We start from the raw sequence: 13,577 nt of genomic DNA, 5'->3' as shown, positions 1-13,577 counted from the left end.
TTCCGCCCGCAAGGAGTGCCCCGGAAGATCACCGTCCCGCCCGGCGCCGTCGCCTGTACGGCGATATGAAGGAGACAAACCTCCTCGGGTGACCGGCTGGACTGTACGGCCAACGCCAGGGGGTAAGCGCGGTCCATGGTGAGTTCCATGGGGCAGAAAGGGGGGCAGTGGGACGTCCTTGCCGGAACCGTGCTGCTGGGTGTCCGCCAGATGGCAGGTGATCCATGCTGTCTGCGACCCAGGGCTGTCCTCCGTCTGGGCGAGGGTCCTCGTCTTCTGGGCGGCATCCCTTTAACGTGGGCGGCAGCCGCCGAAGGGAGGCGCCATGTCGGACGATTCGACGGGCCCGTTGGGTACGGCAATGCGGGAGGTCACGTTCCCGGACCAGTCTCGCGGGATCATCTTGGTGCGGGCGGGGACACCGCAGGACGAGGCCGAGGCAATGGCCGCCCGGATGTGGGCCGAGATGCCGGAAGGCTGATCCGCATGAATGCAGGTAACCCGTACTGCCCTCTCTCGCATTTGCCGAGCCGTCGGCCATGAACGGAACCAGCCGTACGGAGCCCGCACCGGTGCATGGCGCCATCTGTACGCGTCGATTGCCTGGGGAGGGTGCGCGGTGGCGGTCTCTGTGACGAGGTCGAGGCCACTCGGGGTGCGAGACGCCGCGCCGCGTTCCGCAGCATGGTGCGCCTGCTGGCTGTCCAGGAGAACACCGAGGGGAGCGTCGTCCGCCTCTTGCCCGGCGTGCGTTGCTGGGCCAAGAGCAGGCGGTGAAGGACGGGCTCGCCGAAGGCGGCCGAGGATGATGGCGCTCGTTGAAAGCGGCCACCCCCTGCTCGGGGCGACCCCACAGCTGCTCTCTGAATCTCTCCAGCCATCCGGCACCTGACCTGCGGACGGGCGCCACAAGGGAGGGGCCGCCCGATAGCCAGCCAGGTCCAGGGGCGGGTCGGACTGTCCAGGGTGGGCGAAGCCCATCGCGGAGCGACGCCGCAGGCGCCCTTGACCGGCCGGCACGGCCCGCACACTTCACGAGCGGGCGGCCCCGGCCGACAACGCGCGCCTCGCTCCTCACTCCGTTGAACGCCGGAGCGAGTGAGGCGACGAGTAGCCCTGGCCGAATTCAGAGATCCTCATCAAGGAGACCTCGTCGGTCAGCCGACTTGCACGGCTTTCACTGAACCAGCAGCGGCAGGTCGCAGGCGTCGCGCTTTCTCAATAGCAGCACTCGCCCCGCCTGGCGATGCCGGTCCGGCGGTGGAAGCTCGACCTTCCGCAGGGCTGTTTCGGGCATGCTTCTAGCATGATCGGATGGTTTTCGATGATGCCCACAGGGCCAGGACGGCACGGGGAGTTGTGGAGGGGGAGGCTGTAGCCGGTCTTCCCAGCGGGGCACACCGTGGCGATGCCGGGGAGGACTCTCGTCCTGTCGCCGACCTGGCCGGGTGGGCGGCGGACCTGGTCGAGCCGGTCAAGCCGAAGCTGCGTGGCTGGCTCCACGCCGCGATGGTCCCGGCCTCGTTGAGTGCCGGCATCGTCCTGATCTGCCTGGCCCGGACGCCGGCGGCCTGGGCCTGCGCCGTGTACGCCGTGACTGCCTGGCTGCTGTTCGGAACGAGCGCCGTCTACCATCTGGGCACCTGGGGGCCGCTGGGCGAGGCGGTTCTGCGTCGTCTCGACCACGCCAACATCTTTCTGATCATCGCGGGCACCTGCACGCCTCTGGCCGTGCTCCTCCCCGCTGACCGGCAGGTCCTGCTGCTGTGGATCGTATGGACGGGTGCCCTGGCCGGCATCGCCTTCCGTGTCCTGTGGGTCAACGCTCCCCGCTGGCTGTACACCCCCTGCTACCTGGCCCTGGGCTGGGCACCGGTGCGTTACCTGCCCGACTTCCTGCACACCGGCGGAGCGGCCGTAGTCACCCTGATAGTGACCGGCGGTCTCCTCTACAGCGCGGGAGCGGTGGTCTACGCCGTCCAGCGCCCCAATCCCTCGCCCCGCTGGTTCGGCTTCCACGAGGTGTTCCACGCTCTGACCGTGGCAGCCTTCACCGCGCACTACATCGCCATCTCCCTCGCCGTCTACTGACCCCAGCAGGAGGAATCGCCCCTGCGTCACGGTGCCGTCGCCCCACTCGCGCACCGACCGGAGCGTGCGGCATACGGTGAGGGCCCGACCGGCGCGCCGGTCGGGCCCTCACCGCTGTTCTGGTGTCAGTGTGCCTGTCGCGCCCGTCAGACGGACAGCGGGACGCCGAGCATCGCGGAAGCCCGCTGCAACGGACTTTCGATGCGCGCGGGGGCGGCCTCGGGCAGGGTGCGGCAGGTGAAGCCGAGCCCGGCCATGGCCCTCAGGACCTCGCCGGCGCTGAAATCGCGGCGGTCCTGGTGGGTGATGACCTGGCCGACCTGCTTGACGGGATAGTGACGCCGTCCGATGATCACGGACTCGCCGGTGACCGGTTCGGGCTTGACGCCCTTCATCGACTCCAGCACGCCGCTCTTGGTCAGGTCGAACGGGAAGCGGGCAATGACACAGCGCATGATGCCTCACAGGAAGAAGAGGGAACGGGGCTGTCCGCCGTCCGGCGGTTCAGCGGGAGAGAGCGAGGACGCCCAGGGCGCTGCCGTGGTCGTCGACCACGGGCACCAGCCCGAGCCGCCCGAAAGGCACCGTGTCCTCGGCTTCTTCCCTCGTGGCCAACGGTGAGACGAAGGGCTCGCTGCCGTCGGTGATGTCACCCAGGCGGAGCCGGTCGGTGTATCCGGAGCTGTCCCGGACGGCGGTGAGCCGGGCCTGGGTGACCAGGCCGACGCACCGGGCGTCATCGTCGCAAACGACCAGATGCTCGGCACGTGCGGCGGCCATCACGGACAGCGCCACCTCGACGGTCATGTCGTACCAGACCTGCGGCCCGGCCGCGTCCATGACGTCGACCACCGTGCCGTGCAATGAGCGAGCGCTTACGGAGCGATCCTGCAACTGTCCCAGCGTCAAGGGGTGCCTCCTGCGCAGACGGGCAAGGTTCCGGACCAACGGCGGTTCTAGGCGGCCGCACCGGCCGTGGACTGGAGTGCGGGGCGCCGGGTCGCCGAGGCGGGACGGCGTCGGCCGCGCGAGGTGGCACCGCGCTTCTTGGACCGTTCGGTCACCGGGGCGGTGATGACGACCGGGATGCCGGTCGGGGCCTGGGCTCCGGTGATCCGGCCCAGGGCCTCGTCGCCCGCGCGGACCTGGGTGGTCTGCGGCCGGATCCCGGCGTCCGACATGAGGCGGACCATGCCGCGACGCTGGCTCGGGGTGACGAGCGTGACGACGCTGCCGGACTCACCGGCGCGGGCCGTGCGGCCCCCGCGGTGGAGGTAGTCCTTGTGGTCGGTCGGCGGATCGACGTTGACGACGAGGTCGAGGTTGTCGACGTGGATACCGCGCGCCGCGACGTTCGTCGCCACCAGCACGGTGACGTGCCCGGTCTTGAACTGCGCCAGGGTGCGGGTGCGCTGCGGCTGCGACTTGCCGCCGTGCAGCGCGGCGGCGCGTACCCCGCTGCTCAGCAGGTCCTGGGTCAGCCTGTCGACGGCGTGCTTGGTGTCCAGGAACATGATGACGCGGCCGTCGCGTGCGGCGATCTCGGTGGTGGCCGCGTGCTTGTCGGCGCCGTGGACATGGAGTACGTGGTGCTCCATCGTGGTGACGGCGCCCGCTGAGGGGTCGACGGAGTGCACGACGGGATCGGTCAGGTAGCGGCGTACGAGCAGGTCGACGTTGCGGTCGAGGGTGGCGGAGAACAGCATGCGCTGGCCCTCGGGGCGGACCTGGTCGAGCAGTTCGGTGACCTGCGGCATGAAGCCCATGTCGGCCATCTGGTCGGCCTCGTCGAGGACCGTGACCCGGACCTGGTCGAGTCGGCAGTCGCCGCGGTCGATGAGGTCCTTGAGGCGTCCGGGTGTGGCGACGACGACCTCGGCGCCACCGCGCAGCGCGCTCGCCTGCCTGCCGATCGACATGCCGCCCACCACCGTGGCCAGTCGCAGCTTGAGGGAGCGGGCGTATGGGGTGAGCGCGTCGGTGACCTGCTGTGCCAGTTCACGCGTCGGTACGAGGACCAGCCCCAGCGGCTGGCGGGCCTCGGCCCGCTGCCCGGCCGTGCGGGCCAGCAGGGCCAGCCCGAAAGCGAGGGTCTTGCCGGAACCGGTACGCCCGCGGCCCATGATGTCGCGGCCGGCGAGGGAGTTCGGCAGGGTCGCGGCCTGGATCGGGAACGGCACGGTCACCCCTTGTTGGCCGAGCGCGGCCAGCAGTTCCCCGGGCATGTCGAGATCGGCGAAGCCTTCCACAGCGGGAAGCGCGGGGGTGATCGTCCGGGGGAGGGCGAACTCCCCCTGAACGGCGGCGGGCCGGCGGCCGTAACCACCGGAGCGGCTCGGCCCGGCCGACCGGCGCGGCGCCGGCGAACCGAAGCGGCTGCCGCCCTTTCCGGAGTCGGCACTGCCATTACGGGCGCGGGCGAAGCGGTCGTTCGTGCGTGTGCGGTACATGCGGAACCTTCCTCGATTCGGCACATATCAAGGAATTCCCGAAGCAATGAGCAGCACGGAGAATCGCAAGAATGAACCGGTGGGCCTTGCCAGCGGATCTGGCCAACAGAAAACCTGTGCGGCGCATGCGCTGGAATGATAATGAATGGGGGCGCTGTGGGCTCGATATTCGAAGCGTCCACTGCGCTGTAGCTATGAAGGCGTCTGCACCCTCGAAGGACGATCCGTGTGCGGTAAGCACACGATGTCCGGGTTGTCATCCACAGGCGAAATCACTGCGGGAAACGCATGTAGCTGGGGCCCGCACCCCGATGGATGCGGGCCCCAGCTACAAGTATGTGAGCGTCAGCGTCAGGCGGGAACGATGTTCTCGGCCGTCGGGCCCTTCTGGCCCTGCGCGATGTCGAAGCTCACCTTCTGGCCCTCCAGCAGCTCGCGGAAGCCCTGGGCGGCGATGTTCGAGTAGTGGGCGAACACATCAGCGCCGCCACCATCCTGCTCGATGAAGCCGAAGCCCTTTTCCGCGTTGAACCACTTCACGGTACCAGCAGCCATGTCATTTCTCCTTTGGGGCAGTGCATACGGGATTCGCACCGTGCGAACCGCGTGTCGCCGCGATGATCACCCCGTCCGGAAAAGACCGGATATACAAAAGCGCTTCCAGCGGCGCAGAGCCGAGGAGACTTGAAGTTTCGGGAACCACAACTGCAACTGACATCGACAGTAGCACGCCACAGCAGCCACTGTGCGGTGAAGAACGCCACCCTGCTTATTGCGGCAGAGAATCTATCCGCATGCTCCGTCGAAATCTCAGCCCCCGGGCACAGATATTTACCCACCCGCGCGACGCCATATTTTGTGTGCCGCGCCTGCATGATCCGGCCCCCGCACCGGACCTTGACCCCGGGTTTTGGACACCGGAGACACTTGGATCTTGATGGTCCAGGAGAACGGAGTCCCCGTGGGGATGAAGCATTACCCGGCCGAGTTCAAGGCGGATGCGGTCGCGTTGTACCGGTCGAGGCCGGGAGCGACGATCAAGTCGGTCGCCGCTGATCTCGGGGTGAACACCGAAACGCTGCGGAACTGGATCCGGGCCGCCGACGGCCGCGGACCTGGCGCCCACTCCGCACCGCCGGCCACCTCGCAGGCCGTCGGCGACGCCGTTCAGGCGGAGCTGGCCGCAGCCCGCAAGAGGATCCGTGAGCTGGAGGAAGAACGGGATATTCTCCGCAAGGCGGCCCGGTATTTCGCGACGGAGACGCGCTGGTGAACCGCCACCAGTTCGTTGACGATCACCAGCGCCGGCACGGCGTGAAGCGGCTCTGCGACATCCTCGGCCTGGCCCGTTCGAGCTTCTACTACTGGCGTCGGACCGCGGCCGCGAGAGCGGCCAGACAGAGCGTCGAGGCCGGGCTCGCGGCCCGGATACGCAAGATCCACCAGGACTCCGACGGCACCTACGGAGCCCCCAGAATCACCGCGGAACTCCGCGACGAGGGGGGTCCGGCGGTCAACCACAAGCGGGTCGCCAGGATCATGCGGACCATCGGGCTCGAGGGAGTCCGGTTGCGCCGCCGGCACCGCACCACCGTCGCGGACCAAGCCGCGTCGAAGGCACCGGACCTGATCGGCCGTGACTTCACCGCAGCCGACGTCAACAGAAAGTACGTCGGCGACATCACATACCTGCCGGTCAGCGGCGCGAAGCCGCTCTACCTCGCGACCGTCATCGACTTGTGCTCGCGCCGGCTGGCCGGGTGGGCGATCGCCGATCACATGCGAACCGAGCTCGTCATCGACGCCCTGGCGGCAGCCGAGCGGACCCGTGGAAACCTGGCCGGAGCGATCATGCACACGGACCACGGATCCCAATATTCGAGCAGGGCATTCGCTGAAATCTGCAGGTCAGCAGGGGTCCGCCAGAGCATGGGCGCTATCGGCTCCAGCGCCGACAACGCAGCCGCAGAAAGCTTCAACGCCGCCTTCAAGAGAGAGTGAACCGCGCCGGCTTCGGTAGAGATCTCATTCGGTGGTTGTGGCCTGACCTCGTGGCCTGCCCGCCGAAACCGTGCTGTCCGTGGTTGCTTGGGGACGTGATCATTAGAGTTCGCGACCGCGTCCTGCCGGCCTCCCAGCGCCGCTCGCTGGAGGAACTGACGCAGGATTTGGACCTGTCGACCGGGGACACCACGTCCAAGCGTTCGGCCTTCTGGACCATGCTGACGCTGTCGTCGGTCATCGCGGCCGGCGGAGTGCTCACGGACTCGACTGCCACCGTGATCGGCGCCATGATCATCGCCCCGCTGTCCACGCCGATCATGGGCATCGCCCTGGGCTCGGTGCAGCGCCGCCGCACCGGATCGGCCAGGACCGTCCTCCTCGCGTGCCTGTTGGTGATCGCCGTCGGGATGGTGATGTCGGTGGCCCTCCCCAATGACTACGACCTGCTGTCCAACAGCCAGATCTCGTCGCGGACGTCGCCCGGCCTGATGGATTTGGTCGCCGCCCTGGCGACCGGCTTCGCCGGCGCGGTGGCGCTGGCTCGCCGGGACGTCGCCGCCGTGCTGCCCGGGGTCGCGATCGCCATCTCCCTCGTCCCACCCCTGGTGGTGGCCGGGGTGTGCCTGGGTCAGCTTTCGGGTTGGCTGGCACTGGGCGCGCTGGTGCTGTTCGTGTCGAACCTCTTCGCCCTGGTCTTCGGGGGCATGGTGGTCTTCGCCTCGCTCGGCTACGGTGCGGAGGCCGACACGGCGGCCGGGCGGCCCGCCCGCAGGGCATACGCCGCCATGGCCCTGCTGTTCGCCGTAGTGTTCGTTCCGCTGACGGCCAACACCGTGCTCACGTTCCTGCTCAACTCATGGACCGGCATCACCAAGGACGCGGCGCAGCAGTGGCTCGCCGAGGAGTCGGGCGCGTCCGTCACGGGTGTCGACGCGACGTCCCGGACGATGTACATCCACGTGCGCGTCCCCGGGGACCTCCCACCGGTGAGGTCTCTGCTCGAACGGCTGGAGGGCCGGATCCCGGATGGCATCCCCGTCGTGGTGGACGCGTCGCGTGGTCGGCGCATCGATGCCGGGGTGGTCGGCGACTGAACGTGGCACCGGCCTTCGGGCTTACGATGAGCGGCATGTTGCCTGATGACTGCCCGTCCTCCGTCTGGCCGGTCCTGCACTACGACGACACGAGGGCGGCACTGCGCTTCCTGGTCGACGTGCTGGGCTTCACGGAGGTGGTCGCCGCGCCGGACCAGTACGGCGGGATCGGGCACGCCGAGCTGCGCCGGCCCGGCGGCGGTGCGCTGGTGTTCGGTTCGACCCGGCACACCGACAGCGTGCACGGGCGGTTGCCGGCGGGCACCAGCGCGGTCTACGTGGTGAGCGACGACGTGGACGCGGTGCACCGGCGGGTGGTCGATGCGGGCGGAGCGGTTCTCGAAGCGCCGCACGAGACCCGGTTCGGCTCGGGCGTCGCGGCGTACGTGTGCACGGTGCAGGACCCGGAGGGCAATCTGTGGACCTTCGGCACCTACCGGGGTCCTTCGCCGGAGTTAGGCCAGGAGCGGGACGGGGACCCCGGCCGGTTGGGCCGGGGTCCTCTGCTGTGTTCGTGCGGCTGCGGGGTCAGTGGCTGCCGACGAGTTCGCCGGTGAGCTTGCCGTGGAGGTCGGCGCTCGGGGCGTTCGAGCCGGTGATCTCCACCGTCTTGCCGCGCTGCTTGTACTTCGTCTCGATCACGTCGAGGGCGGCGACGGAAGGAAAGCGGACCCTTGCCGGGAGCGCCATCGATCTGGCACGGCAGAAGCGGGGCCGAGGAATCGCCCTCACCGCCGATAACTCTCTCCTTGACGTCGAGTAGGGGTGGCGGAGTCGCACGGGGCGTGGGCCCACCGCAGGGGGGCCACCAGAGTTGTCGGCGCGGACGACAAGTACATGCAGAGCGACGCGGTCGCCGCGCGGACGGAGCCAGAGACCGGCCTGGTCACCCCTTCCGCCTGCTCCCACAGCGGATTCCGCCTCTGCACGGAGCCCGACGTGCAGCGGCTCACGGTCATCCGCAGCATGAAGCCGCGGGCTTCACCCTGGAGCAGGTGCGCGAGGCTAACGACGCCGTCGAACGGCTCGACCGTGCGAGACACCCGGCGGTGCCGGGCGCGAGGCACTCCTGGAACAGGTGCGAAGCCACGAGAAGGACGCCAGTCGCGAGATCGAGGAGCTGCGCATCCAACTGACCCGCGCCGAGGACTTCGCCGCCACCCTCCGCGCTCGCCCTGGGCGCCGCATGCTCCAGCCGAAAGCGCCTCGGCCTGACCGCCGGTCACCCGTCGGCGCCGCGGACCGCACCCTGCTTCCCGGCAGGGCGGGACAACGCCTCCGTCGCCGGGGTGGTCGGACTCAAGGATTCATGACTTCCTGAATTCAGAAATGCGTGTACTCTCAGGGAGTGCTGACACTAGCCACTGACATCGAGGTGCTGGCGCGGTTCGGCCGCGCCCTCGCCGACCCCATTCGCTGCCGTATCCTGCTCGCCCTCCGTCAGGCGCCCGCCTATCCGGCCGACCTCGCCGACGCCTTGGGTATTTCCCGCACCCGGCTGTCGAACCACCTGGCCTGCCTGCGCGACTGCGGCCTGGTCGTCACCATTCCCGACGGGCGACGTACACGCTACGAGTTCGCCGACGAGCGCCTGGGGCACGCGCTCGACGACCTGAGGGCGGCCGTCGTCGCCGTCGAGACGGACAAGACCTGCCCGGACGCGGACGAGAAGGGCTGTTGCTGAATGACCGCGATCTTCCTCAGCCCCAGCCCTGCCCGTCGTGACCGGCTCACCCGGCGCATACGCCTGCTCGTCGCCGCGACCATCGCCTACAACGTCACTGAAGCCGTGGTCGCGATCACCGCAGGTGCCCTTGCCTCGTCGACCGCCTTGGTCGGCTTCGGACTCGACTCCGTCATCGAGGTCTCGTCCGCCACAGCGGTCGCCTGGCAGTTCTCCGCCAGCGATCCCGCCGTCCGCGAAGCCCGCGAGCAGCGCACCCTGCGGATCATCGCCGTATCGTTCTTCGCGCTCGCGGCCTACGTCACCGTCGATGCTGTCCGTGCGCTGACCGGCACCGGCGGGGCTGGCCATTCGATTCCGGGCGTCGTCCTCGCCGTTCTCTCGCTGGCGATCATGCCCTTCCTGTCGGCGGCCCAACGCAGGGCCGGCCGCGAGCTGGGCTCGGCCTCCGCGGTCGCCGACTCCAAGCAGACCCTGCTGTGCACCTACCTCTCCGCCGTGCTCCTGGTCGGCCTGCTGGCCAACCTGCTGCTCGGCTGGTCCTGGGCCGACCCGGTCGCGGCCCTCGTCATCGCCGTGATCGCCGTCAGGGAGGGCCGCGACGCCTGGCGGGGGAAGGGCTGCTGTGCGCCCACCCCTCACGTCCCCGCCGTGAGTACGGCAGCAGCCTGCGGCTGCGCCAGGGGTTGCGATTGCTGCTGAACCGTCGCGAGGGCGCCCGGGCTGCACCGGGCCGCCCTTGTTGAGCGCGCCGGGTAGGTGACCGCCCGCGTATGCGCCCGGGGTGCGCACGTCGACGGGGGTCGGTTCGTGCGGGCGGGCGCGCGCCTCGTCGGTGGCGAGGGTGGTGGGCGCGGTCATAGTCGGCCGCGCCCACCGGCGGTACGCCGGCGAGGATCTTCTGGAGGGTGGCGCCGGAGATCTCCGCCGCGAGCCGCTTGCCGTCCCGGGCACCCAGGATCGCGGCTCCGGTGAAGGGGCCGATGATCTCCCGGTGGAGTCCGCCGGCGGTGCCGGTGCGAGCGACGAGGGCGGCCGGCGAGCTGACCGTGATGACGAGCGACGACCACCGCGACGGGGCGGGAGGATCCGGGGGCGACCACCGACGAGGGCGGTCGCGGAGGTGGCTGCCCGCAGGCCGTCGGCGCAAGCGAGGACCAGCCGCGTGGTGACCGTGCGGTCACACAGTGCTGCATCGGCCGTCCCTTCGGCGTACAGGACGCGGGTGCCGCCCCGGCGCAGCGCGAGGTCACGTCGCGTAGCCCCGCCTCGGGCGGATGGGCCGAAAGGATTGCGAGCGGGCTGTTTCCCCCATGCCGGGGGCCTCGTGACCGAGTACCTGGGGGTGGTCACGCTCGTGCCACCCGTCCCGCCCCCCATCCCGTTCCACGCCGATTCCACGTCCGCTCCCGGGGAGGACGATGTGGCTCTGTCGGCGCGTTGCCGCGTGACCTGCGGGGAACGCCGCTGCTGCCTACGCTTGAGGCAGTACGTACTACAGGCGGCGCCGGGGACGGGTGGCAGTGTGAACGCACGAAGGATCGACTATGAGGCGGTCTTCCGGGCCATGCCGAGCGTGGTCGCACTCTTCACCGCGGATCTGGTGTACGCCGATGTCAATGAGGCGTTCCTGCGCAGCATGGGGCGTACCCGGGGCCAGGTGCTGGGTCGTTCCCTGTCCGATGCCTTCCCGGACAATCCGGGTGATCCGTCGGTGACCGGGATGCGTCACCTCGAGGCGTCGCTCCGGTGGGTGGCGGCCACGGGAGAGCGCGATGCCATGGCGTTTATCCGTTACGACGTGGAGCGCTCGGACCGGCCCGGAGTATGGCAGGAGCGTTACTGGAGTACGGTCAACGTGCCTGTGCTCGGCCCTGACAGGCAGGTCGAGCTTCTGCTGCACGCGGAGGAGGACATCACCGAGCTGATCCGAATCCGCAGAGGTGAGGATCCGGCCACGGCTGTGGGAGCCGAGCTGTACACCCGGGCCCAGGAACTGCAACAGGTCAACCAGCGCCTGCGTGAGGCGCACGTCCGCCAACGCCGGGTTGCGCTGATGCTGCAGGAGGCGATGCTGCCCGACAGGGAGTGCGCGAGGCGGCACGGTGCGGCGGTGCGCTACAGGCCGGCGGCAGGACCCCTGAACGTGTGCGGAGACTGGTACGACCTGCTCGACCTTCGGGACGGCCGCACCGTGGTGGCCGTCGGCGACGTCGTCGGACAGGGCCTGGAGGCCGCCGGTGTGATGGGACAGCTGCGCAGTGCCCTCAGTGCCGCTTCCCTCATCGCGACCGGACCCGCCCAGGCGCTGGAAGCCCTGGAACTGTACGCCCGCACCGTCGACGGCGCGGAATCGACCACGGCGCTCCTGTGCGTCATCGACCCCACTCGCCGCACCATTGCCTACAGCAGTGCCGGTCACCTTCCAACGGCCCTGCTGCAACCCGACGGCACCGTGGACTTCCTCGACCGGGCCACCGACCCGCCGCTCGGCGCGCGCCCTGAGCACAGCCCCCGCCCCCAGGCCGAGACCACCTACCCCACGGGCGCCACCCTGGTGCTGTACACCGACGGACTGGTCGAGCGCCGCCGCGAGGACATCGATGCCGGTCTGACCCGGCTTGCCGGCTCGCTCACCCGCCACCAGGGCGCACATCCGGAAAGGCTCGCGGACGCCCTCCTCGCCGATCTGACGCCACCTGCGCACGACACCGACGACATCGCCCTCGTGGTCCTCCCTCTGTGACGGAGCCGGCAGCCCGGCAGGCGTCGCCCGTTCGTTGACGACGACCCCACGTTCGTCCGGGTCCTGGGCATGCCGGCCACCCTCGCCGGCCGTCGGTGCGCAGCGGGCGACCGCGGTCGTCACACCCTCGACCGGGTGCCGCCCCGGACGCTGTCAGCGTGAGAGAGCTGAGGCCGACGCCGGCGAGCGGGATGACCTGCTCACCCTTGCCGGAGTCGGCCGTGAAGACGGTGTCCGGGCTCATCTCCGGCACCGTGTAGTGGTAGTTCGTGTCGGACCACTTGGTCATCCCCAGCGGCCCCACGTCCTGCGTGCCGCGCGCCATCGCGAAGTAGCCGCCCAGCGCGTCCGCTTCGACCGCGGCACGGTGTCGCTCGGGGATCGCGCCCACCATGACGGTGGTGTCCAGGACGTGGTCGTAGTACGAGAAGTCACCGGTGGGGATCTCGTCGATGCCTGTCGAGGCCAACTGCTGTCGGTTCGTGCGGCGCAGCTCCGCGGCGGTGGTGTGCGGGGCGTCGGCGTTGACGCGGCCCTTCCCGTAGCCCTCGACCGCCTTCTTCAGTTCCCGGTTCTGTCCCTGGCGGGGGTAGTCGTACACGGTGGCCCGTGCTGCCGCGGCTGCGGACTTCGCTGTCACGGAGATCTCCTTCGCGAGATGAGTCCCTGAAATCCCGGGGACCGGACGAGAGCACGAAGGGGTGACGCACCGGACGGATCCGACTTCGCGCGGTGAAGCGCGGTTGTCCGCCTGATATACAAGCCGACCCGCCCTCGAGGTCACCGGGATCTCCGCGCGCGGGCGGGTGGCAGGTCTTCGGACTTGCTGGCACGCCCTCCGTTTCGGAGGACGCCTACTGGCCGTCGCTTCCCAGGTCCGGTACGTCGGACCCAGTGCGTATGACGGCGGTCGTTCCCGCTCACCGCTGCGGGGCAGTCCCGGATTCCCACCGGGTTCCCCCTCACGGCGCGTCCCGCCTGGCTAACGGGGGCGAACCAACTGCACCGGCCGGATCCACGATGCCGGTCCCGTGCCCAGGAAGTGGATAAGGGGCCGGTCGCCGGGCCCCGGGCGGGTGATCTCGGCGCGTACGCCGTACACGTGGGCGATCAGGGACTCGGTGGCTTCTCTGACGCTCGTTTGACGCTCCGAGGCTCGGACAAGCCGTCGGTCGGGCCGGAGTGCCGCCGCTGGCCTGGTACTTCTTTACTTCTCGCGTGACGTGACATGTTTCCGATGACGTCGCACGTTGAATGCGTGGTGGTTATGGAGCCTGCCGCAAAGGGGACCTGACCTGCGGCTTTCTTGGGTTTTCAGGTTTGTCCGGTGGTCCTCGACCCTTTTCCCTCCGCGGAGCGGTTCGAGCGGTAGGGTCGATCTCCACGACTCGCTGACCCGCGGTTTCGCGAGCGGGAGGCTTCTGCGGGCGACGTTTTCTGAGGGGCGTTCGGAAATTCTTGACGCTCGGATGACACTCGCAGTGGAAGCCTCAGCCGCACCTCCGCAG

General features: G+C 69.3%; 12 protein-coding genes, 4 pseudogenes and 1 riboswitch. Of the genes and pseudogenes, 9 read left to right on the top strand and 7 right to left on the bottom strand.

What is annotated here, in order from left to right; translation table 11 throughout:
- The first annotated feature begins 325 nt into the window (after positions 1-325).
- The gene (locus OHA99_RS08505) at positions 326-481 is read left to right on the top strand and encodes a hypothetical protein (protein WP_398911770.1); all 156 of its coding nucleotides are present in this window, start codon (positions 326-328) and stop codon (positions 479-481) included.
- Positions 482-1,314: 833 nt separating this feature from the next.
- Entirely contained in the window at positions 1,315-2,091 is a 777-nt protein-coding gene (gene trhA, locus OHA99_RS08500) for a PAQR family membrane homeostasis protein TrhA (RefSeq protein WP_405695080.1), read from the top strand.
- 146 nt (positions 2,092-2,237) lie between these two features.
- Here trhA and OHA99_RS08495 read toward each other — a convergent pair whose 3' ends face one another.
- The 4 genes from OHA99_RS08495 to OHA99_RS08480 all read right to left on the bottom strand — a co-directional run bounded on the left by OHA99_RS08495 (position 2,238) and on the right by OHA99_RS08480 (position 5,096).
- The gene (locus OHA99_RS08495) at positions 2,238-2,546 is read right to left on the bottom strand and encodes an SCO5918 family protein (RefSeq protein WP_405695078.1); all 309 of its coding nucleotides are present in this window, start codon (positions 2,544-2,546) and stop codon (positions 2,238-2,240) included.
- Between the two features lie 49 nt (positions 2,547-2,595).
- On the bottom strand, positions 2,596-3,000 hold the full coding sequence (locus OHA99_RS08490; RefSeq protein ID WP_405695076.1) for a CBS domain-containing protein: 405 nt from the start codon (positions 2,998-3,000) through the stop codon (positions 2,596-2,598).
- Between the two features lie 47 nt (positions 3,001-3,047).
- Positions 3,048-4,541 carry a DEAD/DEAH box helicase gene (locus tag OHA99_RS08485; protein ID WP_405695074.1) on the bottom strand — a complete coding sequence of 498 codons (1,494 nt, stop codon included), beginning with the start codon at positions 4,539-4,541 and terminating at the stop codon, positions 3,048-3,050.
- A 351-nt stretch (positions 4,542-4,892) separates the two neighbouring features.
- On the bottom strand, positions 4,893-5,096 hold the full coding sequence (locus OHA99_RS08480; RefSeq protein ID WP_023586105.1) for a cold-shock protein: 204 nt from the start codon (positions 5,094-5,096) through the stop codon (positions 4,893-4,895).
- A gap of 406 nt (positions 5,097-5,502) precedes the next feature.
- Between OHA99_RS08480 and OHA99_RS08475 the strand changes: the two are divergent.
- The 3 genes and pseudogenes from OHA99_RS08475 to OHA99_RS08465 all read left to right on the top strand — a co-directional run.
- Positions 5,503-6,539, top strand: a pseudogene (locus OHA99_RS08475) (IS3 family transposase); the annotation flags it as partial.
- A gap of 86 nt (positions 6,540-6,625) precedes the next feature.
- Positions 6,626-7,639: a TIGR00341 family protein gene (locus tag OHA99_RS08470; RefSeq protein ID WP_405695072.1), complete on the top strand. Its 1,014-nt coding sequence runs from the start codon at positions 6,626-6,628 to the stop codon at positions 7,637-7,639.
- 35 nt (positions 7,640-7,674) lie between these two features.
- Positions 7,675-8,196, top strand: a complete 522-nt coding sequence (locus tag OHA99_RS08465; protein WP_405695070.1) for a VOC family protein — start codon at positions 7,675-7,677, stop codon at positions 8,194-8,196.
- On the opposite strand, the gene OHA99_RS08460 is transcribed toward OHA99_RS08465, so the two are convergent.
- On the bottom strand, positions 8,168-8,329 hold the full coding sequence (locus OHA99_RS08460; protein WP_159042889.1) for a hypothetical protein: 162 nt from the start codon (positions 8,327-8,329) through the stop codon (positions 8,168-8,170). The genes OHA99_RS08465 and OHA99_RS08460 overlap by 29 nt on opposite strands.
- A gap of 147 nt (positions 8,330-8,476) precedes the next feature.
- Between OHA99_RS08460 and OHA99_RS08455 the strand changes: the two are divergent.
- The 3 genes and pseudogenes from OHA99_RS08455 to OHA99_RS08445 form a co-directional block, all read left to right on the top strand.
- Positions 8,477-8,813 (top strand): annotated as a pseudogene (locus tag OHA99_RS08455) (MerR family transcriptional regulator); the annotation flags it as partial.
- 174 nt (positions 8,814-8,987) lie between these two features.
- Entirely contained in the window at positions 8,988-9,323 is a 336-nt protein-coding gene (locus OHA99_RS08450; protein WP_128127741.1) for a helix-turn-helix transcriptional regulator, read from the top strand.
- On the top strand, positions 9,324-10,025 hold the full coding sequence (locus tag OHA99_RS08445; protein ID WP_405695068.1) for a cation transporter: 702 nt from the start codon (positions 9,324-9,326) through the stop codon (positions 10,023-10,025). It begins immediately after the preceding gene.
- Between the two features lie 181 nt (positions 10,026-10,206).
- On the opposite strand, the pseudogene OHA99_RS08440 reads toward OHA99_RS08445, so the two are convergent.
- Positions 10,207-10,389: pseudogene (locus OHA99_RS08440) on the bottom strand (sulfite exporter TauE/SafE family protein); the annotation flags it as partial.
- 501 nt (positions 10,390-10,890) lie between these two features.
- Here OHA99_RS08440 and OHA99_RS08435 point away from each other — a divergent pair.
- On the top strand, positions 10,891-12,069 hold the full coding sequence (locus OHA99_RS08435) for a PP2C family protein-serine/threonine phosphatase (RefSeq protein WP_405698925.1): 1,179 nt from the start codon (positions 10,891-10,893) through the stop codon (positions 12,067-12,069).
- Between the two features lie 205 nt (positions 12,070-12,274).
- On the opposite strand, the pseudogene OHA99_RS08430 reads toward OHA99_RS08435, so the two are convergent.
- Positions 12,275-12,709: pseudogene (locus OHA99_RS08430) on the bottom strand (5-methyltetrahydropteroyltriglutamate--homocysteine S-methyltransferase); the annotation flags it as partial.
- A 171-nt stretch (positions 12,710-12,880) separates the two neighbouring features.
- Positions 12,881-13,032: riboswitch (cobalamin riboswitch) on the bottom strand.
- Positions 13,033-13,577: the final 545 nt, after the last annotated feature.

Source organism: Streptomyces coelicoflavus (genome assembly GCF_045041415.1).
GTDB lineage: Bacteria > Actinomycetota > Actinomycetes > Streptomycetales > Streptomycetaceae > Streptomyces > Streptomyces coelicoflavus.
The sequence above is the reverse complement of the archived record's forward strand: the minus strand, read 5'-3'. Positions and strand labels throughout refer to the sequence as shown.